The sequence below is a fragment of the Microbacterium sp. UBA3486 genome (assembly GCF_002377845.1).
GTDB lineage: Bacteria > Actinomycetota > Actinomycetes > Actinomycetales > Microbacteriaceae > Microbacterium > Microbacterium maritypicum_A.
The window spans coordinates 346-21440 of record NZ_DFQP01000104.1 but is presented as its reverse complement, the minus strand read 5'-3'; the positions used below and the strand labels follow the sequence as shown (position 1 = coordinate 21440).

Here is a 21095-nt window from a genome sequence, read left to right as displayed (position 1 = left end):
CCGGACTTCTCGTAGTAGTCGGTGACGACCTTCGACCCCGGGCCGAGCGTGGTCTTGACCCACGGCTTCTGCTTCAGACCCTTCTCGAGAGCCTTGCGTGCGACGAGACCGGCGGCGATCATCACCGACGGGTTCGACGTGTTGGTGCACGAGGTGATGGCCGCGAGGGTGACGGCACCGTTGTCGAGGATGTACTTCTCCCCCGACGGCGTCGTGACCGGCACGGGCTTCGAGGCGTTCGCCGGTGCGCCGCTGTTGATGTGCACCGGACGCGTGGTGGGCTCTTCGTCGCCGGGTGCCTGTCCGGGGTCGGAGGCCGGGAAGGAGTGCTTCGATTCGAGGTCGACGATCGAGTCCGAGGTCGATGCCGTCGCGTAGCTCAGGATGTCCTGCTCGAACTGCGACTTCGCCTCGGAGAGCAGGATGCGGTCCTGCGGGCGCTTCGGGCCGGCGATAGACGGCACGACGGTGCCGAGGTCGAGCTCGAGGTACTCGCTGAACGTGGGCTCGTGCGCGGCGTCGTGCCAGAGCTTCTGCTCCTTGGCGTATGCCTCGACCAGTGCGACGGCCTCTTCGCTGCGGCCGGTGAGTCGCAGGTAGTCGAGCGTCACGTCGTCGATCGGGAAGATGGCGGCGGTGGAGCCGAACTCCGGCGACATGTTGCCGATGGTCGCGCGGTTGGCGAGCGGCACCGACGCGACGCCCTCGCCGTAGAACTCGACGAACTTGCCGACCACACCGTGCTTGCGCAGCAGGTCGGTGATCGTGAGCACCACGTCGGTCGCGGTCACGCCGGCGGGGATCTCGCCGGAGAGCTTGAAGCCCACGACGCGCGGGATGAGCATCGACACCGGCTGGCCGAGCATNNAGCTTGAAGCCCACCACCTCGGGAATCAGCATGGAGACCGGCTGGCCAAGCATGGCCGCCTCGGCCTCGATACCGCCGACGCCCCAGCCCAGCACGCCGAGGCCGTTGACCATGGTGGTGTGCGAGTCGGTGCCGACGCAGGTGTCGGGGTATGCGCGGAGCACACCGTCGACGTTGCGGTCGTAGATGACCTTGGCCAGGTGCTCGATGTTCACCTGGTGGACGATGCCGGTGCCCGGCGGGACGACCTTGAAGTCGCTGAACGCGGTCTGGCCCCAACGCAGGAACTGGTAACGCTCGCCGTTGCGCTCGTACTCGATCTCGACGTTGCGCTCGAGGGCGTTCTCCGAGCCGAACAGGTCGGCGATCACGGAGTGGTCGATGACCATCTCGGCGGGCGAGAGCGGGTTGATCTTGTTCGCGTCACCGCCGAGTGCCGTCACGGCCTCGCGCATGGTGGCGAGGTCGACGATGCACGGCACACCGGTGAAGTCCTGCATGACCACGCGGGCCGGCGTGAACTGGATCTCGGTGTTCGGCTCGGCCGCGGCATCCCACGAACCCAGCGCCTCGATCTGCGCCTTCGTCACATTCGCGCCGTCTTCGGTGCGAAGCAGGTTCTCCAGGAGGACCTTGAGACTGAAGGGAAGCTTCTCGAAACCCGGCACCGTGTCGATGCGGAAGATCTCATAGTCGGTGCTGCCGACTGTCAGGGTGCTCTTGGCACCGAAGCTGTTCACCGTGGACACGAATCCGTCTCCTTCTATTCGGATGGGAGCGACAGGCGCCTCCATCTTGCTCGCCAGCGAGCCCCTGCGGCTAGCAAGGCGGACCTAACCAGTCTGCTCCGCGCAGCTCACCGGCGAAAGCCTGCGATTTATCTTGATGTCAAGATAAATCTATCACGCCTCGGGGGCATCCTCGCGCGCGGGCTCGCGCGGGTGCAACGCGCGGACCACGAGCCAGGTGACGGCGATCAGCGGGGCGAACAGCGGCAGCCCCATGATGAGTTTGAGCGTGCCCAGCGCCGTGACGTCACCGGCCAGATAGAGGGGCAGCTGTACAGCCAGCCGGGTGAAGAACAGCGCGGCCCAGGCGATCCCCAGCCAGAAGTAGGCACGTCGCTTGCGGCGATCGTTCCGCCAGGTGGTGCCCTCCCCCATCAGGAACCCGACGGCGAGGCCGATCAGCGACCAGCCGATCAGTGCCGACACCAGGATGACCGAGCCGTAGACCGCGTTGGTGATGAGCCCCGGGACGAAGTTGTCGGCGCCGCGTCCGGTCCACAGAGCCAGCGCTGCCGCCGCGACCGCGGCGATGAGACCGCCGAGGGCGGCCGAGGGCGGCGACTTCTGCACGAGTCGGACGATCGTGAAGACGGCCGCGAGACCGACCGATATGCCGAGCGACAGGATCAGCGGCTCGGGACGGATCGTGAAGATGATGACGAACGCGAGGCTGGGCAGCACCGACTCGAGGATGCCCCGCCACCCGCCCATGGCGGTCCACACGACCGTGTGGGTGGCGGCACTCTCCGACGGGTCCAGCCCGGCACGACGCGCGACTCCTCCGAGGGCCTCCCCGAGGATCTCGGAGGTGCTCTTCTCGCGTTCGGCGTCGGGCTCGGGAGTGCTCACGCGGAACCAGGGGTCGCCGGCATCTTGAGCGGGATCAGGTCGCGCGGAGGCATCGGAGATCCGCCGCGGACGACCACGATCGACCGGAAGAGGTCTTCGACCTTCTCCGCCGCTTCGGGATCCGAGGCGCCGGCGCCGCCGATCACGCCGCGGAGGAACCAGCGCGGGCCGTCGATGCCGATGAAGCGCGCGAGGCGCAGACCGGATCCCTCCGCCGCCGTGGCCGGGACCTCGGCGAGAAGCTCCTTGCCCAGCGGGCCTTCGCGCTCTTCCACGCGGCCGCCCTGCGCCTTGACCTGGTCGCGGAGCTGCACGCGGGTCTCGTCCCACAGTCCTCCGGTGCGCGGTGCGGCGAAGGGCTGCACCTGCAGCGAGGAGTCCGCGTAATCGAGGCCGACCGCGACGATGCGCTTCGACTGCTCCTCGACCTCGAGGCGCAGGTTCAGACCTTCGCGCGGCAGGATCTTGATGCCGCCGAGGTCGATGTAGGGGCGGACCGGGTTCGCCTCGGAATCGTCGAAGGGACCGTCGGTGGCACGATTCAGCGGTGCCGACTTCGAAGGGGTCTCGTTGTTGTCAGTCATTGGCCTGTCCTGCTTCGTTCTGGTGGGTCGCTGCCTGGTAACCGGTGGAACCGAACCCACCGGCACCGCGGACACTGTCCGGCAGCTCGTCGACCGGGATGAACGTGGCGCGCGTGACCGGCATGATGATCAGCTGCGCGATACGATCGCCGACCGCCACATCGTACGCGCTCTGGGTATCCGTGTTGATCAGGCTCACCTTGATCTCGCCGCGATACCCGGCATCCACCGTCCCCGGCGAGTTCACGATCGAGATCCCGTGCTTCGCGGCCAGTCCGCTGCGCGGAACCACGAAAGCGGCGTACCCGTCGGGCAGCGCAATGCTGACGCCCGTCGGCACCAGTGCACGCTCTCCCGGCTCGAGGTGCACGGCCTCCGCCGCGACCAGATCGGCACCGGCATCGCCCGGATGCGCATACCCGGGCACCACTGCAGCGATAATGGGGACATCAACGGAATCGGTCACCCCATGAGGCTAATGCAGAACCCCGCCACAGACGCACGTCCCCGCTACCGCGAAAGACTCTCGCCGAGCCTCTGGCTGCTCGTGACCGTCGCGGTCGCCGGCCCCATGGTGTCGCTCGTCTTCGTGCCGATCGGCTCGACCGTCGCACTGGTCCTCGGCGCCGCCGTATCGGCCCTCCTGGTGCTGGGCTTCATCGCGGCCACCCCTGTCGTCGCCGTCATCGGCACGGTGCTGCGCGCCGGCCGCGCGCACATCGACACGAAGCATCTCGGCGAGCCGGTGGCCCTGACCGGCGACGATGCCCGGCAGGCTCGCGGCCCCGGGCTCCCGGCGCGCGGGTGGCACCTGATCCGCGGCGGCATCGACGGAATCGTCGTCGTCCCGAATCTCGACCCGGACGACCCCGTCGACACGTGGACCGTCTCGACACGCACGCCGGATCGACTGGCAGCGGCGATCCGCGCTGCGCAGAGCTGAGACGCGGCACGAAGAGGCAGAGCTGAGGTGCGGAGCCGAGAGGCACCCGCATACGACAGCGCGCCCCTGACCGGAGTGGTCGGGGGCGCGTGATACGTCGCTCGGAGGACTGCTTACGCAGCGCACTCCTTGCAGATGGGCCCGGATGCGCCCTCGTGGTCGAGCTGTGAACGGTGCTTCACGAGGAAGCAGCTCATGCACGTGAACTCGTCCTGCTGCGCGGGCAGCACGACGACGTCGAGCTCGAGATCGGAGAGGTCGGCACCCGGAAGGTCGAAGCTCGACGGGTTGTCGGAGTCTTCGTCCCCGCTTGAGCCGGAGAGCTTGTCCGGCACACGCTCCTTCAGGGCTTCGATCGACTCGGAGTCGTCTTCGCTCTTTCGGGGGGCGTCGTAATCGGTTGCCATGCGGTAGATCTCCACTTTCATGGTGCGAGTGGGTGGTGCGCCGTCGGGTATTCGGCGGCCATAGTTTGCACGACCGGACGACATAACGCAAATGCTCGCCCGTTCGCCTGAACAAACTCACGGCACGCCCAGGGTATTCCCGGCCCGGATGCCCCATGCGTGACACCATGATGAGACACCCATCAGAGGGGCATTCGCATGGAAAACGTCACCATCGTCGGCACAGAAGCAGGAGTCCTCGTACTCGCGACCGAGTCGGGCGAGCGGTTCGCGCTGCCCATCGACGACATGCTGCAGCGCGAGATCCGTCGCGCCACCCGTCAGAGTGAGCCGACGGCACAGAAGCTCGCCGCGAGTCCGCGTGATATCCAGGCGCAGATCCGAGCCGGTCTCACGGCTCCGGAGGTTGCCGAGCTCCTGGGTATCAGCGTCGACGACGTCGTCCGTTTCGAAGGCCCCGTCCTGGCCGAACGCGAGCACGTCATCGGCCAGGCCCTCGCCGTTCCCGTTCTCATCGGCAGCGAGGTCGAGCCCGACGCGCAGCCCACCTTCGGAGTTGCCGTCCGCGCCAAGCTCGCGGAGGTCGAAGCGACGTCGGAGCGTTGGGCGAGCTGGAAGGAGGACTCGGGCTGGACCATCAAGCTCGAATTCACCGCCAACGACGTCGAGCACGACGCCCGCTGGAGCTTCGATCCCCGCCGCAGCGCCCTCTCACCGCTCAATGCGGACGCCACGCAGCTGTCCCGCCAGGGCTCGCTGCCGGAGGGACTCATCCCCCGCCTGCGGGCCGTGGACGCAGAACGGATCACCTCTCCGTACAAGGATGAAAGCCGCTTCGACTCCGGCGCATTCGGCCCTCGTCTGCTCCCTGCTCCCGACGCCGAGATCGAGGATCCCTCTCTTCCCGAGCGTTCCGACGCGGCCGCACAGGACGCGGCGATCAAGCGCGCACCGGCATCACAGACGACGAGCCCCGAGACCGCAGACCTTCTCGAAGCTCTCCGCCGTCGTCGCGGCCAGCGCGAGACCGCGCCGCTGCTGGATGAGCCCACGGACGCAGATCGCGCCGATCAGAGCCCGATCTCGCTCTTCGAGGTCCTGGAGCAGCCGGACGACGAGGCGCAGTCTCCGCAGCCCGCGCCTCAGACGACCAACTCGGATTCCGGCGAATCCACGGGCCGGAGACGTCGTCGCAACGCCATGCCCTCCTGGGACGAGATCGTCTTCGGCGCACGAACGGACGAGTGAGACCGGCCTGAGGGTGCTCGCCGGGAAGTCGAGCCGGAGAGCATACCGGGCGATCGTCGTCAGCGAGCGAAAGCGCCGAGCCTGACGACGGGGACCTGCCGCTCCTCCGGTGTGAGTGCACCGTGCTGGCCGACCATTCCGCGACCGCGCTGGTCCGCAGCCGTGCCGTCATAGACCGCCCACGACCCACGCGCGATCGCGAGCACGTCACCGATCCGAGGCGAGGCTGCCTCGGAGACCGTGGGTCCGAAGAGGCCCGCACGCACGGCCTCCTCGCGGGTGACGACATCGGCGACCCCCTCGAGATCCGCACGCCAGCGCGATACCAGCGAGACGCCATCCGCATCGGGCTCCAGATAGGCGTGCAGCATCCGCGGTTCACCACCCACGTGTCGGACACCTTCGAGGTGGTCCGCTTCGAGCACGACCTGTCGGTTCGGCGCCACATCGACCATCCCATGATCCGACGTGACCACGACGCCGACGCCCGGGGGCACCCGTGCGGAAAGAGCGGCATCGACGTCCTCGAGCGCCGCGACCCATTCGGACGAGGCGATGCCGTACTTGTGGCCGGCCTTGTCGACCTCTGGAAGGTAGCAGTAGACGAGCGAGCCCGGATGGGACTGAGCGAGCGCATAGGCGGCTTCGATACGCGACGCCGCTGTGGTGGCTGCGACGAACTCGGCACCTCGGAGCGTGGCTTTGGTGAAGCCGCTGTGCGCGTATCCGGCGAACCCCACGGCGAAGCTCTCATGACCGGCGCCACCGGCGCGCTCGAAGATCGTAGGAGCCGCCTGCCACGTATACGGGTCGATCCCGTCGGTCTCCCAGCCGCTGAGCTGGTTGACGAGCACGTCGCGGGCCGGATCGAGCACTCGGTAGCCGACGAGGCCATGCTCCCCCGGCCAGACACCGGTGACGATGCTGGTCAGCGCCGCCGCGGTGGTCGAGGGGAAGACCGACTGCGCGACATCCTTCTTCGCCATCCCCGCCGTCAACGCACGTGCGTGACCGGCGTGTGCCCGCAGACTGATCGCTCCGAGCCCGTCGATCACGACGAGCACGACCGAGTCTGCACGCGGCAGCAGCGCCGATTCGCCGCGGAGGGCGGCGAGCAGGTCGTCCGCCACCCCGACGACACTCCGGGCACTAGGCGACGCGGACGGTAGCATGAAGGACATCCGAGCCAGTCTGACACAGGCTCCCGTATGCCCTCAGGAAGTCCATGCCGAAAACCCCGCCGCCCGAGCCTGTCGAGGAGCGCATCCAGGACATCGACCTCTCCACCGAGATGCAGGGCTCGTTCCTCGAGTACGCATACTCGGTGATCTACTCGCGCGCGCTCCCCGATGCGCGCGATGGTCTGAAGCCGGTGCAACGCCGCATTCTGTACCAGATGGCCGAGATGGGCCTTCGCCCCGACCGCGGTCATGTCAAGAGCGCCCGCGTGGTCGGCGAGGTCATGGGAAAGCTCCACCCCCACGGCGACTCCGCGATCTACGACGCGCTGGTGCGCCTCGCGCAGGAGTGGGCGCTGCGCGTCCCTCTGGTCGACGGACACGGTAACTTCGGCTCCCTCGACGACGGTCCGGCCGCGGCTCGATACACGGAGGCACGGCTCGCCGCCGCCGCCCTCGCGCTCACCGAGAACCTCGACGAGGACGTCGTCGATTTCATCCCGAACTACGACGGCCAGTTCCAACAGCCGGCTGTCCTGCCCGCTGCTTTCCCGAACCTCCTGGTCAACGGAGCGAGCGGCATCGCGGTCGGCATGGCGACCAACATGGCGCCGCACAACCTGATCGAGGTCGTCGCGGCCGCCACGCATCTCCTGGAGAACCCGGACGCGACCACCGAGGACCTGATGGAGTTCGTTCCCGGTCCGGACTTCCCGTCGGGCGGGATCCTGATGGGACTGGACGGGGTCAAAGACGCCTACACGAACGGACGCGGTGCGCTCAAGGTCCGAGGGAAGACCTCGATCGAGCCCCTCGGCCCTCGGCGCACCGGCATCATCGTGTCGGAACTGCCGTACATGGTCGGCCCCGAGCGTCTGCTGGAGAAGATCCGCGACGCCGTGCAGTCGAAGAAGCTGCAGGGCATCAGCGACGTCACCGACCTCACCGACCGCAACCACGGACTCCGCGTCGCGATCGGCATCAAGACGGGCTTCGACCCGAACGCCGTCCTCGAACAGCTCTACCGTCTGACGCCGCTGGAAGACTCGTTCAGCATCAACAACGTCGCTCTGGTCGAAGGCCAGCCGCGCACGCTCGGGCTCAAGGAGATGCTGAGCGTCTACGTGGGCCACCGCCTCGAGGTCATCACCCGGCGCAGCCGCTACCGCCTGAAGCGGCGCGAGGAGCGTCTGCACCTCGTCGAGGGGCTGCTCATCGCGATCCTCGACATCGACGAGGTCATCCAGGTCATCCGCTCATCCGACGACTCGGAGCAGGCCCGCACGCGCCTGCGCTCGGTCTTCGATCTGAGCGAGCTGCAGGCGGAGTACATCCTCGAGCTGCGTCTGCGCCGTCTGACGAAGTTCTCCCGCATCGAGCTCGAGGCCGAACGAGACGCGTTGCTGGCCGAGATCGCTGCCCTCCGCGAACTGCTGGGGAGCCCCGTGCTGCTGCGCGCCGCGGTCGCGAAGGAACTCGATGCCGCGGCCGACGCGTACGGCACGCCCCGGCGCACACTGCTCATGAACGCCGCACCGCCCAAGCCCCGCGCCACCAAGGGCGCGGTCGACCTGCAGATCGCCGACGCCCCCACGGTGCTCATCCTCTCTACCACCGGGCGCACGGTCCGAGTCGACCTCGGCGAAGGGCAGGAGCTCACTTCCCCGGCACGTCGTAGCAAGCACGACGCGATCCTGACCACGGTCGAGACCACGGTCAGGGCCGAGCTCGGAGCGCTCACGAACCTCGGACGCGTCGTCCGCTTCTCCCCCGTCGACCTGCCTTCCGTGCCTGCCACCTCGGTTCAGCTCGCTGCCGGCACGCCGTTGCGCGACTACCTCGGGATCACGACGAAGGGCGAGCGGGTTCTCGGTTTCGTGCGGTTCGACAGCGATACGCCGATCGCCATCGGCACCGCCCAGGGTACGGTCAAGCGCATCGTCCCGTCCGCGCTTCCCGTGCGGCCCGACCTCGAGGTCATCGGCCTGAAGCAGGGCGACACGGTGGTGGGCGCGGCCGAGGCGCCGGACGACGCCGAACTGGTGTTCGTCACGACCGACGCGCAACTGCTGCACTTCTCGGCCTCCGCCGTGCGCCCGCAGGGAGCGCCGGCCGGCGGCATGGCCGGCGTCAAGCTCAGCTCCGGGGCATCGGTCCTCTTCTTCGGTGTCGTCGATCCCGCCACCGAGTCGGTCGTCGCCACCGTCTCCGGAGGCGACAGCGCACTTCCCGGCACGGAGCCGGGGCGCGCGAAGGTCTCGTCGTTCACCGAGTACCCGGCCAAGGGTCGCGCCACGGGCGGCGTGCGCGCGCACGCATTCCTGAAGGGTGAGGATCGCCTCACGGTCGCGTGGGTCGGGCCCCAGCCACCGCTGGCGGTCGATCCGACCGGTGCCGTGCGCAAGCTTCCCGAGACCGGCGCACGTCGCGATGCCTCCGGACAGCCCGTAGAAGGCGTGATCGGCAGCATCGGCCGCACCCTGGTCTGAGTGCTCCGCAGGCGGGGTGACCGCCTGCAGCGAAGAAGCCGGCATGGGATGACCCGTGCCGGCTTCTTCCGTGTCTCCGGGGCTCAGGCGTCGATCGACTCGCGCGACAGCCGGTCGGAGGAGTCGATGATGAACTCGCGGCGCGGGGCGACCTCGTTGCCCATCAGGAGCTCGAACACGCGGCCCGCGGCCTCCGCATCCTCCATGCGCACGCGACGCAGCAGCCGTCCTGAACGGTCCATCGTGGTGTTCGCCAGCTGTTCTGCGTCCATCTCACCCAAGCCCTTGTACCGCTGGATCGGCTCGTGCCAGCGCTTGCCCGCCTTGCGGAGCTTCGCCAGCAGCGTGTGCATCTCCTGCTCGCTGTAGGTGTAGATCGTCTCGTTCGGCTTCGAGCCCGGGTTCATCACGATGATCCTGTGCAGCGGCGGGACGGCGGCGAACACGCGGCCGTGCTCGATCAGCGGTCGCATGTAGCGGAAGAACAGGGTGAGCAGGAGGGTGCGGATGTGGGCGCCGTCGACATCGGCATCGCTCATCAGGATGATCTTGCCGTAGCGAGCCGCATCGATGTCGAAGGTCCGGCCGGAGCCTGCACCGATCACCTGGATGATCGACGCGCACTCCGCATTCGACAACATGTCGCCGACCGACGCCTTCTGCACGTTGAGGATCTTTCCCCGAATCGGCAGCAGCGCCTGGAACTCGCTGTTGCGCGCGTTCTTGGCGGTGCCGAGCGCCGAGTCTCCCTCGACGATGAAGAGCTCGCTGCGTTCGACATCGTTCGTGCGGCAGTCGACGAGCTTCGTCGGAAGGGTCGACGACTCCAGTGCGTTCTTGCGGCGCTGCGTCTCCTTGTGCGCACGTGCCGACACGCGCGCCTTCATCTCCGAGACGATCTTGTCGAGCAGCTGCGACGCCTGGTTCTTGTCGTCGCGCTTGGTCGAGCTGAATCGCTGGGCCAGGTCCTTGCGGATCACCTGGGCGACGATCTGCCGGACGGCCGGAGTGCCGAGGATCTCCTTCGTCTGCCCCTCGAACTGCGGCTCGGGCACGTTCACCGTGAGCACCGCTGTGAGACCCGCGAGGACGTCGTCCTTCTCGAGCTTGTCGTTGCCGACCTTGAGGCGACGCGCGTTCTGCTCGACCTGGGTGCGGAGAACCTTGAGGAGTTCTTGCTCGAAGCCCTGCTGATGGGTTCCGCCCTTGGGCGTCGCGATGATGTTGACGAACGACCGCACGCGCGTGTCGTAACCGGTGCCCCACCGCAGCGCGATGTCGACGGCGCACACGCGCTCCACCTCGGTGGCGACCATGTGCCCGTCGGCCTGCAGAACGGGAACGGTCTCCTTGAACGTCCCCTCCCCCTGGATGCGCCAGTTGTCGGTCACCGGCGGATCGACCGCGAGGTAGTCGACGAACTCCGAGATCCCGCCCTCATAGAGGTAGGACGTCACCGTCCCGGTGGCATCCGCATCCTCCGAGCCGAGCTCGGGAGCATCCGGACGATTCGTCCGCTTGTCGGCGACCTCGATCTCGAGACCCGGGACGAGGAACGCCGTCTGTCGGGCGCGGGTCTCGAGCTCGGAGAGCTGGAAGGCCGCGTCCTTGGTGAAGATCTGCCGATCGGCCCAGTAGCGAACCCGCGTACCGGTCACGCCGCGGGGCGCCTTGCCGATGACGCGGAGCTCGCTCTTCTCCTGGAAGGGGGTGAACGGCGCGTCGGGACGCTTCTCTCCGGAGTCTGCGAAGACCCCGGGTTCGCCACGATGGAACGACATGGCGTAGGTCTTGCCGCCGCGATCGACCTCGACGTCCAGGCGCTCGGAGAGCGCGTTCACCACGGAGGCGCCGACGCCATGCAGACCGCCGGATGCCGCGTACGACCCGCCGCCGAACTTCCCACCGGCGTGCAGTTTGGTGTAGACCACCTCGACGCCGGTCAGACCGGTGCGCGGTTCGACGTCCACCGGGATGCCGCGGCCACGGTCGTGGACCTCGACACTGCCGTCGGCATGGAGGATGATGTCGATCTTCGTGCCGTTGCCGGCCACCGCCTCGTCGACGGAGTTGTCGATGATCTCCCAGAGGCAGTGCATGAGTCCGGGCGACCCGTTCGACCCGATGTACATCCCTGGGCGCTTGCGGACGGCCTCGAGGCCTTCAAGCACCTGGAGATGATGGGCGGAGTACTCGGCATTCACAATCTCCGAGTCTAATCTCGCGAGTCGTTCCGGCTCCGCAGACACTCCCCGCGGAGGGCTACTCGACGGGGGTCGCGTACGCGCTGAGCGAAACACGCCGCAAACCGGGCATGCGCACAGGTGGGGCGTGGTTGTATTGACCAAATCCCCCAGCGAAGCCGACACCCGAGGAGGCACCGAGATGAACGCAACGACCGAACGTGACACCTCCACCGTCGAGTTCCGCCTGACCGCCATGGATCGCTGTGATTCATGCGGCGCTCAGGCGTACATCGCCGCTGAGGTCAACGGATCCGAGCTCCTGTTCTGCGCCCACCACGGCCGCAAGTACGAAGAGAAGCTCCGCAGCATCGCCACCAGCTGGCACGACGAGACCGCCCGCCTCGTCGAGACGGTCTGATCGAATCCTGACGCACGTCGGCCGGTCCTGGTCAGTCGACTGCGGTCAGCGGACACGAATCAATCGGCGACGACTCTCCGCACACGTGATGTGAGCCGGGTGAGGATCTCTTCTCCCACGGTATCGATACGCTCAGCGAGGGTCGTCGCCGACGTCTCTCCGTGCGTCCCGGCGCCGAAGACCACGACCTGATCCCCCGCTGTCGCTCCTGCCCAGCCTTCGACAGTCGACGTCGTGTGTCCCACCGACGTGAGGGTGCGCGTTCCTGCAGAGGTGCCGACGCGACTTCCGGCCAGTGTCGAAGGGAATCCGTCGAAACTGCCGATGCCGATGGTCACGTCGTCCCGCTGGACGCTGATGACGGGCGCGACGAGGCTCGCAGCCGGGAGGATGCCTTCGAGTTCCGGTCCGTCCGCGGATCGGATGCCATAACAGAAGGCTCCGATGCGCGAGACCGTTCCGCGCAGTTCGGGGCGCCACCAGGACGCCGCCGACGCGGTCAGGTGAAGCGCGGCAGGAGTCGTCCCCGAATCCTCCACGGTACGGACCGCTTCGAGGAACACCGATTGTGCGACGTCGTCGTCCGCGTCGCTCGCCTCGGCGATATGGCTCCACACCCCCTCGAACTCCAGGAGTCCTGCGCGCTCGGCGTCGCGCGCGACAGCGACGGCCGCAGCCCAGTCGTCGGGCAGGATGCCGTTGCGATGAAGGCCGGTGTCGATCTTCAGGTGCACGCGCGCGGACGTGCCGAGCGCCTCTGCGCGCGTGATGATCCGCCGAAGGTAGTCGCTCGTGCCGACGCCGAGGTCGAGCCTCTGCATGAGGGCGTCGTCGATCTCGGCGTCCGTCGACGTCACCCACGCGAAGATCCTGGCGTCGCCGCCGGCGATCCTGCGCACGGCCAGCCCGGTACGGATGTCATAGCTGCCGAACCACGTGACGCCCGCGTCGACCGCGGACTCGACAGCCCAGGAGAGTCCGTGGCCGTATGCGTCGTCCTTGAGCACGAGCATCAACGTCGACGGCGCCACTCGGGCGCGCACCGCGTCGATGTTCGCCCGGAAAGTGCTGCTGCTCAGGCGCAGCTCCGGGCGGCTCATGCCTCCCACCCCCGCTCGGCATGTGCGCCGGCGACGGTGACGAGTTCCGCCGGGCTCATTCCGGTGACGGCGGCCCAGTGCGCGATGGCGGACCCCGCCTGACCTTCGCCGCCGAAGTAGGTGACCTCCGCGCCCGCCTCGGCATCCGCGCCTTGGAGGTCGACGACGCAGACGTCCATGGCGACCCGGCCGACGATGGGGCGAGCTGCGCCGCCGATCTCGACCTCGGCACGGTTTCCGAGCGCGCGCACGATGCCTTGGGCGTACCCACCGGTCACCAGCGCCACCGTGGTCTCACGCGAGGCACGGTAGGTGTACCCGTAGGAGACGGCGTCTCCCGGCCGGAGCCCCTTGGTGGAGAGGACGCGGCCCGTCAGCCGCATCACCGGTCGCGTCCTCGTGCGTCCGGTCGCATCGGGAAGACCGTAGAGGAGCGTCGCGTCGATGTCCGGCTCACCCGTCGTGACGCCGTCGATTCCCTCGAGCTGCAACGCCTCCACCTCTCCACGGGCGTCGACGAGAACTCGCTCAGCTCCTGCGGCCGTCACGAGCTGAGCGACGGCGAGAACACCGTGACCCCAGGCGTCACGCCGTAGATCGGCGACTCGGCCGCCCGCCGACACGGCAGCAGAGGCGCCCGCGGCCAGGGCCGAACGGGAGATCATCGCACGCGGCAGGGCGCTGGAAGTCGTCTCACACACGTCTTCCACCCTAGCTTCCGACTCTCAGGTCGGCCGTCCCGCCCCCCGTAGACTGGTGGGGACCCCGACCCTGGAGCCTCATGTCTCGTCTTTCCCTCGCGCCCCGCATCCGCTATCTGATGGGACGTGCCCGCCGCATCGACGTCGGATCGGTGGTGGAACGCGCCAAGGAGGCATCCGCTCAGCATCACAAGGCCGTTCCCGCGATCGTCGTGGACATGCTCTGGTCGGCCGCGCGCCACAACGTCGGGTTCCAGGACTACATCGACTACGACTTCGCGATGCTGACGAAGGCCGAGCGTGACACCTACATGACGCATCCCGTCTCGAACCAGCTCTCGCAGCGGTATGACCACCCTGACTACCGCTGGATCTTCCAGGACAAGGTCGAGTTCGACAAGCAGTTCTCCGACCACCTGCACCGCGAATGGATGGTCGTCGACCAGGGCAACGCCGACGCGGTGCGCGAGTTCACACAGCGACTCGGCACGATCGTCACGAAGGAACCGGTGGGACAGGCCGGGACCGGAGTGCATCGCTATCACGCCGCCGACATCACCGACTGGAACGAGTTCCACCAGGGGCTCCTCGCTCGAGGCGAGCTGCTGATCGAAGAGGTGATCCGCCAGCACGACGCACTTGCGGCCGTGTGCCCCGGCACGGTGAACACCACCCGCATCACGGCGTTCTTCGATGGTGAGAAGGCGCACATCCTCGCCATGGCCCAGAAGTTCGGTCGCGGTGCGGTGAGCGATCAGATGACCTTCGGCGGCTTCTACACGATGCTCGACGAGAACGGTCATGCCGTCGGTGCCGGGTACGACTCACACGGGCACGTGCACGAGACGCACCCGGACTCGGGTTTCCGCATCGCCGACTTCCAGCTGCCCTACATGGACGAGGTGCGCGCGTTCATCGACGAAGTCGCCCGCGTCGTGCCCCAGGTGCAGTACGTCGGTTGGGACATCGTCGTCTCCCCGGACGGTCCCGTCCTCGTCGAGGGAAACTGGGGCGCCGGAGTCTACGAGAACAAGCCCAGCGTCACCGGTATCCGCACGGGCCACAAACCTCGGTACCGCGAAGTCATCGGTTTCTGAGACAGAGATGACGAAGGCCCCGGATGCCGAGCATCCGGGGCCTTCGTCGTCATTCTGAGCGGATCAGATGACCGAGGTCAGACTGCGCGGACGATGCCGAGCGGTGTGGACTCGAGTCCCTGTCCGAGCGGGTTGTCCCCGAGGATCTTGACCAGACGACGCTCGCCGTCCTTGTCGAGAGTCGACCCGAGGATGTTGCCGCCGAGGTCGTTGATATCGACCACTGCCACCTCTGCCTGTCCACCGATCAGTGCCTTCAGCCGCGCGGCCACGCCGTCGGGATCCTTCGGTCCGAGCACGACAGCCTCGTTGTACGGAGGGATGGTGTGCTTGGTGGGACCGTCGATGGCCCGCGCCTTGTCACCCGCGATGCGGTAGAAGTCACCACGACGACCGAACGCCTTGGTGACCGCTGCCACGGCCGACGCGAACAGGATCCGCGGAGTGCCGCACTCCCGCAGCGCCATCTCCATCGTCTCCGGCATGCCGAGCCCGATGCCGTACGGCGTGCGGGTGACGTACTTGGAGAGGAACAGGGCGAGCTTGCGCGGCTTGATCTCGTCGAGACGGTACGACCGCCCCTGGGTGATCGCCACGATCTTCTCGGTCACGAACAGCAGGTCGCCCGGCTGCACGGCGTCCTTGGCGTACTCCCTGATGATCGCATCGAGGTCGTCCTCGGGCATGACCACACGGGTACGCAGAGGAATACGCGCATAGCTCTTGCCGTCGACGCTCGCCTCGAGCGCCTTACCGTCGTTCGCCTGGCTCATTCGAGGTAGTCCCGCAGGGACTGCGAACGGCTCGGGTGCCGGAGCTTCGCCATGGTCTTCGACTCGATCTGACGGATGCGCTCACGCGTCACGCCGAAGGTGTCGCCGATCTGGTCGAGAGTCTTCGGCTGACCGTCGCCCAGGCCGAAACGCATCCGGATCACGCCGGCTTCGCGCTCGGAGAGCGAGTCGAGCAGCTGCTCCAGCTGACGCTGCAGCATGGTGAAGCCCACCGCGTCGGCCGGAACCACGGCCTCGGTGTCCTCGATCAGGTCGCCGAACTCGCTGTCACCGTCTTCACCCAGCGGCGTGTGCAGCGAGATCGGCTCGCGGCCGTACTTCTGCACCTCGACGACCTTCTCGGGCGTCATGTCGAGCTCACGGCTGAGCTCTTCCGGCGTGGGTTCGCGGCCGAGATCCTGCAGCATCTGACGCTGCACTCGCGCGAGCTTGTTGATGACCTCGACCATGTGCACCGGGATGCGGATCGTGCGGGCCTGGTCGGCCATCGCACGGGTGATCGCCTGGCGGATCCACCACGTGGCGTACGTCGAGAACTTGAAGCCCTTGGTGTAGTCGAACTTCTCGACCGCGCGGATGAGACCGAGGTTGCCCTCCTGGATCAGGTCCAGGAANNAGGTTCGCGCCGAGCAGGTGGCTCTTGGCACGCTGTCCGTCGCGGGCGACCCACTGCAGGTCGAGTCCGAGCTGGCTCGTCTTCTCGGCCGCGGTCATCGCCGACAACTTCTCCTCGGCGAACAGACCCGCCTCGATGCGCATCGCGAGCTCGACCTCTTCGGCCGCGTTCAGGAGCGCGACCTTTCCAATCTGCTTCAGGTAGTCCTTGACAGGGTCGGCAGTCGCACCGGTGATCTGCGTCGAGTAGACGGGAACGTCTTCATCGTCGTTCGACGAGATGACGATCGCGCCGGTCGGGAGCGGCTCGGTGAACTTCGGCTTCGCGTCCTCGTCCTCGTCGTCCTCGACCGCAGCAGCGGCGGGAGCCTCGTCTTCTTCGACGACGTCCTCGGACTTCTTCTTCTTGACGGGGGCACGCTTCGCGGCAGCACGCTTCGCCGCGCTCAGGGGCGCGGGCTTCTCGGGCGCATCGGCCTCGACCGGAGCGTCGGCGGTCGTCTCTTCGGCAGCCTTCTTCGTCCGGGTGTTCTTCGTCGTGGCAGGAGTCACGTTTCGCCTTTCACGGAGCTGCTGTGTAGCCCCGGGACATTTCGGACACTAGTAAGACCCTTGTCAAGTCCAGCGCTCGAAAACACTGATTGACAACGGGTCAGAGTCCTAGTATCGCACACGTGTGGCGATGCGGACGCATTACGACGAAGTTCTCGCGGATCCGTCTCAATTGCGGCCGGGCTTGTCCTCGTCGCCCGACGGACGCGACGCCAGGTAGCGCTCCAGCTCCGCAGCCAGCTCGTCGGCGCTGGGAAGGTCCCGCTCACTGAACCCGCCCTCGTCGTACGAGTCGTCATCGGGATTGCGTCCCGCCATGTACGCGTCATATCGGCGCTCGAGGTTATGCACCATCTGCTGCAGCTCATCGTTCCCGGCGACCTGCTCGTCGACGCGCGCCAGGTAGTCCTCGCGGCGCTCCTGTACGGCGTCCAGCATCAGCACCAGACCGGTCGAGGCCATCAGCCTCTCTGCCGCGGCGATCACCGCTTCTGGATTCTCGGTCTCTGCGAGGTAGTGCGGCACGAGGAGCACGAATCCGACGGCGGGGTCGCCGCGCTCGACGAACCGGAACTCGAGGAGGTGACCGGCGGTCGCCGGCACCTGGGTGCGCGGACGCCAGACGGAGTGCGCGACCGTGAGCTCACGGCGGTTGCCGCTGACGGTCGTACCGATCGGACGTGTGTGCGGAACAGGCATGGCGATCGAATGCACCCAGTGCAGTCCCGACACCTCGAACTCCGCCGCCAGGGCGAGGACGGTGCTCGCGAAGCGGTTCCACGCGAAGTCGGGCTCGTACCCGGCGAGGAGCAGGAAGGGACGACCGAGCGCGTCCGTCGCAAGCGACAGCTCGAGACGCGGCGGCCGGAATTCGGTGAGATGGTCCTGGTCGAAGGCGATCACCGGTCGACGGGCGCGATAGTCCAGCAGCGCATCGTTGTCGAACACCACGACGGTTTCCGGCGACGCGGTCTCCCTCAGGTGGTCGATCAGGCCGGACACCGCGCTGCCCGCGTCGGTGAAACCGGTGAGAAGGAGCACCAGGGGCAGGCCGTGCGGCACTGTCGGCGCATTCGCGACGCGTTCGTGGATCTCACCGGAGAAGGGCATGTGTCCATGCTACGAGCAGGGCTGGGGGCCGGGGCGCGGAGCATCATGCTGAGAGCGAACACGCGCCACGAGGGCGCGCGACCATGCTGCGACAGAGATCCTAGGATGGAGGCATGACGCTTCCCGTGCTCTCGCACACCACCGCTCAGTTCCCCGGAAGCGCTGCAGATGCCGCAGTGCTCGTCGTCGCCGCTCTCCCTGATTCGGCGGATTCACTGGCCGGTTATCCCGGCCTCGCCGATGCGTTGGCCGGTATCGGCTTCACCGGCTCCGCAGGATCGTTCGCGCGCGTGTACGCCCCGGAGGTGACGTCGTTGCCGCTGGCCGTCGTCGGCGTCGGCAACGCGCCTGACCCCGCTGCGGTGCGCAATGCGACCGGGACAGCGCTACGCACCCTCGCCGGTTTCGAGCACGTCGCCATCGCCCTCGCCGACGGCCTGGAGTCCTACGCCGCGCCGGCAGCAGAAGGCGCAGTGCTCGGCGGACACAAATTCGACGGGTACCGCACGGAGAAGGGCAAGGCTCGCGCCACCAGGATCACCCTGCACGCCGCCCTCGACGACGAGGACGCCGAGCATGCTCAGGTCCTCGGCGACGCCGTCGCCCTCGTCAAGGACCTCGTGAACGTTCCCGCCGAGTGGCAGAGCCCTGCCCAGCTCGCCCAGAGCGCTGCCGACAGCGTCGCCGACCTCGACGTCACGGTCGAGATCCTCGACGAGAAAGACCTCGCCGAGCAGGGCTTCGGCGGCATCCTCGGCGTGGGGCAGGGCTCCGACCGCCCCCCGCGCCTGGTCCGCCTCGACTACTCCCCCGCCGACGCATCGCGACACATCGCGCTGGTCGGCAAGGGCATCACCTTCGACACCGGCGGGCTGTCGCTGAAGCCCGCTGCATCGATGGTCGGCATGAAGTTCGACATGGCCGGAGCAGCGACATCTCTCGCCGCGATCCGCGCGATCGCGACTCTCGGGCTCCCTGTCCACGTGACGGCCTGGCTCTGCATCACCGACAACATGCCCTCGGGCCGCGCTCTGCGCCCCGGCGACGTCATCCGCATCCTCGACGGCACCACGGTGGAGGTGCAGAACACCGACGCTGAGGGCCGCCTCGTCCTGGCGGACGGTCTGGTCGCCGCGAGCCGAGAGAATCCCGACGTCATCATCGACGTGGCGACCCTCACGGGTGCCATCGTCGCCGCGCTCGGCCACCGGCACACCGGTGTCTTCGGCGACGTCGAGACGGTCTCCGCGTTCATCTCCGCGACCGCACAGGTCGACGAACCGGCCTGGCACATGCCGCTGCCGGAGTACATGGAGGAGTCGCTCGAGTCCCCCATCGCCGATCTCCAGAACGCCAACATGGGCGACCGGATGGGCGGTGCCTCCTATGCCGGCCTGTTCCTGCGCCGGTTCGTCGGGCGCACGTCGGAGGCCGAGGACGCCCCGCGCATCCCCTGGGTGCACCTCGACATCGCGGGCTCCGGCGAACACGCCGGCGCCCCGTACGGCTTCACCGAGAAGGGCCCCACAGGGGCGATGGTCCGATCGATCGTCGCCTTCGCCGAAGCATCCCACACGGAGGCATGACATATGACAACCCACACCTTCGACATCGTCGTCCTGGGCGGCGGAAGCGGCGGCTATGCCGCTGCATTGCGCGCGAGTGAGCTCGGCAAGTCCGTCGCATTGATCGAGAAGGACAAGGTCGGCGGCACCTGCCTGCACCGCGGCTGCATCCCGACCAAGGCACTCCTGCATGCGGCCGAGGTCGCCGAGCATGTGCGCGATGCCGCGTCGGTCGGCGTGACGGCGTCCCTGGAAGGCATCGACCCCGTCGGCGTCCGCACGTATCGCGAGGGCATCGTCGCCAAGAAGTTCAAGGGTCTCGAAGGTCTCGTCAAAGCTCGCGGCATCACCACCGTCACCGGGCTCGGTCGACTGAATCCAGACCGCAGCATCAGCGTCGGCGATGACATCTACGTCGGTGCGGACGTCGTGCTCGCGACCGGTTCGTACAGCCGATCGCTCCCCGGCCTCGAGATCGGCGGACGGATCCTCACCAGCGAGCAGGCGCTTGCTCTGGATGTCGTCCCCGACCGCGTCCTGATCCTCGGCGGTGGTGTCATCGGCGTCGAGTTCGCGAGCGTCTGGCGCTCCTTCGGCTCCGAGGTCACCATCATCGAAGCGCTGCCGCACCTCGTCCCGAACGAGGACATCGCGCTCAGCAAGGGCCTGGAGAGGGCATTCCGCCGCCGTGGCATCCAGTACTCCCTCGGGACCCGCTTCCAGACGGCCACGCAGGACGACTCGTCCGTCACGGTCACGCTCGAGGACGGCAAGGAGTTCACGGCCGACTACCTGCTCGTCGCCGTCGGACGCGGGCCGGCGACGGCCGACCTCGGCTTCGCAGAGGCCGGTGTCACTCTGGACCGCGGCTTCGTGATCGTCGACGAAGACCTGCGCACCGGGGTCCCGGGGCTCTGGGCCGTCGGCGACATCGTCCCCGGCCTCCAGCTCGCGCACCGCGGATTCCAGCAGGGCATCGCCGTCGCCGAACGGATCGCCGGCCTCTCCCCCGTCAACGTTCCCGATCTGCAGATCCCCAAGGTCACCTATTCCAGCCCCGAGGTCGCGTCGGTCGGAGTGACCGAGGAAGCAGCCGCTGCTGAACACGGCGCGGACGCGATCGTCGCCTACGAGTACAACCTCGCCGGGAACGGCAAGAGCGAGATCATCGGAACGGGTGGTCTCGTGAAGGTCGTCCGCCTCAAAGACGGCCCCGTCATCGGTGTGCACCTGCTCGGCGACCGTGTCGGCGAGCTCATCACCGAGGGGCAGCTCGCCGTCGCCTGGGAGGCGCACCCGGAGGACATCGCTCCTCTGATCCACGCACACCCGACCCAGAGCGAGGCACTCGGCGAGGCCTTCCTCGCCCTGGCCGGCAAGCCCCTGCACGCCCTCTGAGCACCAACCGGTGCCCGAGTCACTAAGCTAGACAAGCGTCATACAACTTCCTGAAGGAGACTCAGTCATGAGCACATCCGTCGTCCTCCCCGCTCTCGGCGAGAGCGTCACAGAGGGTACGGTCACCCGCTGGCTCAAGCAGGTGGGAGACACCGTGCAGGCGGACGAGGGCCTGCTCGAGATCTCGACCGACAAGGTCGACACC

The 21095-nt window shown here is 67.5% G+C and carries 18 protein-coding genes and 2 pseudogenes; 8 read left to right on the top strand and 12 right to left on the bottom strand.

The window, feature by feature from the left end:
* From B2869_RS16240 to dut, 4 genes and pseudogenes are all read right to left on the bottom strand, one after another.
* Positions 1-1617 (bottom strand): annotated as a pseudogene (locus tag B2869_RS16240) (aconitase family protein); the annotation flags it as partial.
* Between the two features lie 153 nt (positions 1618-1770).
* Positions 1771-2505: a DUF3159 domain-containing protein gene (locus B2869_RS16235; RefSeq protein WP_021200681.1), complete on the bottom strand. Its 735-nt coding sequence runs from the start codon at positions 2503-2505 to the stop codon at positions 1771-1773.
* Complete coding sequence (locus tag B2869_RS16230; protein WP_021200682.1) at positions 2502-3089, bottom strand: DUF3710 domain-containing protein; 588 nt, start codon at positions 3087-3089, stop codon at positions 2502-2504. Before B2869_RS16230 ends, B2869_RS16235 begins: the two co-directional genes overlap by 4 nt.
* Positions 3082-3555: a dUTP diphosphatase gene (gene dut / locus B2869_RS16225; protein WP_046398983.1), complete on the bottom strand. Its 474-nt coding sequence runs from the start codon at positions 3553-3555 to the stop codon at positions 3082-3084. The genes B2869_RS16230 and dut overlap by 8 nt, the downstream gene beginning before the upstream one ends.
* Before the next feature lie 12 nt (positions 3556-3567).
* Between dut and B2869_RS16220 the strand changes: the two genes are divergently transcribed.
* Positions 3568-4032: a DUF3093 domain-containing protein gene (locus tag B2869_RS16220; protein WP_292768827.1), complete on the top strand. Its 465-nt coding sequence runs from the start codon at positions 3568-3570 to the stop codon at positions 4030-4032.
* Positions 4033-4145: 113 nt separating this feature from the next.
* Here the strand turns inward: B2869_RS16220 and B2869_RS16215 are convergent, their stop codons facing one another.
* Positions 4146-4439 carry a DUF4193 domain-containing protein gene (locus B2869_RS16215; RefSeq protein ID WP_029259298.1) on the bottom strand — a complete coding sequence of 98 codons (294 nt, stop codon included), beginning with the start codon at positions 4437-4439 and terminating at the stop codon, positions 4146-4148.
* Between the two features lie 198 nt (positions 4440-4637).
* On the opposite strand from B2869_RS16215, the gene sepH reads away from it, so the two are divergent.
* Complete coding sequence (gene sepH, locus B2869_RS16210; RefSeq protein ID WP_292768825.1) at positions 4638-5687, top strand: septation protein SepH; 1050 nt, start codon at positions 4638-4640, stop codon at positions 5685-5687.
* 59 nt (positions 5688-5746) lie between these two features.
* On the opposite strand, the gene B2869_RS16205 is transcribed toward sepH, so the two are convergent.
* Positions 5747-6817 (bottom strand): alkaline phosphatase family protein, encoded by a 1071-nt coding sequence (locus tag B2869_RS16205; protein WP_292768822.1) that lies wholly within the window; start codon positions 6815-6817, stop codon positions 5747-5749.
* 95 nt (positions 6818-6912) lie between these two features.
* On the opposite strand from B2869_RS16205, the gene B2869_RS16200 reads away from it, so the two are divergent.
* Positions 6913-9354: a DNA gyrase/topoisomerase IV subunit A gene (locus B2869_RS16200; protein ID WP_292768820.1), complete on the top strand. Its 2442-nt coding sequence runs from the start codon at positions 6913-6915 to the stop codon at positions 9352-9354.
* An 83-nt stretch (positions 9355-9437) separates the two neighbouring features.
* Here the strand turns inward: B2869_RS16200 and B2869_RS16195 are convergent, their stop codons facing one another.
* Positions 9438-11558: a DNA gyrase/topoisomerase IV subunit B gene (locus tag B2869_RS16195; protein ID WP_021200688.1), complete on the bottom strand. Its 2121-nt coding sequence runs from the start codon at positions 11556-11558 to the stop codon at positions 9438-9440.
* A 181-nt stretch (positions 11559-11739) separates the two neighbouring features.
* Here B2869_RS16195 and B2869_RS16190 point away from each other — a divergent pair, with 181 nt between their 5' ends.
* Positions 11740-11958, top strand: a complete 219-nt coding sequence (locus B2869_RS16190) for a DUF7455 domain-containing protein (RefSeq protein ID WP_021200689.1) — start codon at positions 11740-11742, stop codon at positions 11956-11958.
* A gap of 59 nt (positions 11959-12017) precedes the next feature.
* Here the strand turns inward: B2869_RS16190 and B2869_RS16185 are convergent, their stop codons facing one another.
* Both B2869_RS16185 and B2869_RS16180 read right to left on the bottom strand, forming a co-directional pair.
* On the bottom strand, positions 12018-13058 hold the full coding sequence (locus B2869_RS16185; protein WP_292768815.1) for an alanine racemase: 1041 nt from the start codon (positions 13056-13058) through the stop codon (positions 12018-12020).
* Positions 13055-13759 carry an alanine racemase gene (locus B2869_RS16180; RefSeq protein ID WP_292768812.1) on the bottom strand — a complete coding sequence of 235 codons (705 nt, stop codon included), beginning with the start codon at positions 13757-13759 and terminating at the stop codon, positions 13055-13057. Before B2869_RS16180 ends, B2869_RS16185 begins: the two co-directional genes overlap by 4 nt.
* 80 nt (positions 13760-13839) lie before the next feature.
* Between B2869_RS16180 and B2869_RS16175 the strand changes: the two genes are divergently transcribed.
* On the top strand, positions 13840-14856 hold the full coding sequence (locus B2869_RS16175) for a sugar-transfer associated ATP-grasp domain-containing protein (RefSeq protein ID WP_021200692.1): 1017 nt from the start codon (positions 13840-13842) through the stop codon (positions 14854-14856).
* A gap of 77 nt (positions 14857-14933) precedes the next feature.
* On the opposite strand, the gene B2869_RS16170 is transcribed toward B2869_RS16175, so the two are convergent.
* The 3 genes and pseudogenes from B2869_RS16170 to B2869_RS16160 all read right to left on the bottom strand — a co-directional run bounded on the left by B2869_RS16170 (position 14934) and on the right by B2869_RS16160 (position 17927).
* Positions 14934-15629 carry a coenzyme F420-0:L-glutamate ligase gene (locus B2869_RS16170; protein ID WP_292768809.1) on the bottom strand — a complete coding sequence of 232 codons (696 nt, stop codon included), beginning with the start codon at positions 15627-15629 and terminating at the stop codon, positions 14934-14936.
* Positions 15626-16817, bottom strand: a pseudogene (locus B2869_RS16165) (RNA polymerase sigma factor). The gene B2869_RS16170 and the pseudogene B2869_RS16165 overlap by 4 nt, the downstream one beginning before the upstream one ends.
* A gap of 168 nt (positions 16818-16985) precedes the next feature.
* Positions 16986-17927 (bottom strand): proteasome assembly chaperone family protein, encoded by a 942-nt coding sequence (locus B2869_RS16160; RefSeq protein WP_021200694.1) that lies wholly within the window; start codon positions 17925-17927, stop codon positions 16986-16988.
* A 113-nt stretch (positions 17928-18040) separates the two neighbouring features.
* Between B2869_RS16160 and B2869_RS16155 the strand changes: the two genes are divergently transcribed.
* From B2869_RS16155 to B2869_RS16145, 3 genes are all read left to right on the top strand, one after another.
* Positions 18041-19513, top strand: coding sequence for a leucyl aminopeptidase (locus tag B2869_RS16155; protein WP_292768806.1), 1473 nt, complete (start codon positions 18041-18043; stop codon positions 19511-19513).
* 3 nt (positions 19514-19516) lie between these two features.
* Positions 19517-20890, top strand: coding sequence for a dihydrolipoyl dehydrogenase (lpdA, locus tag B2869_RS16150; protein ID WP_021200696.1), 1374 nt, complete (start codon positions 19517-19519; stop codon positions 20888-20890).
* A 67-nt stretch (positions 20891-20957) separates the two neighbouring features.
* Positions 20958-21095, top strand: a 138-nt coding sequence (locus B2869_RS16145; protein ID WP_292768950.1) for a biotin/lipoyl-containing protein, incomplete at its 3' end; no start/stop codon positions are given.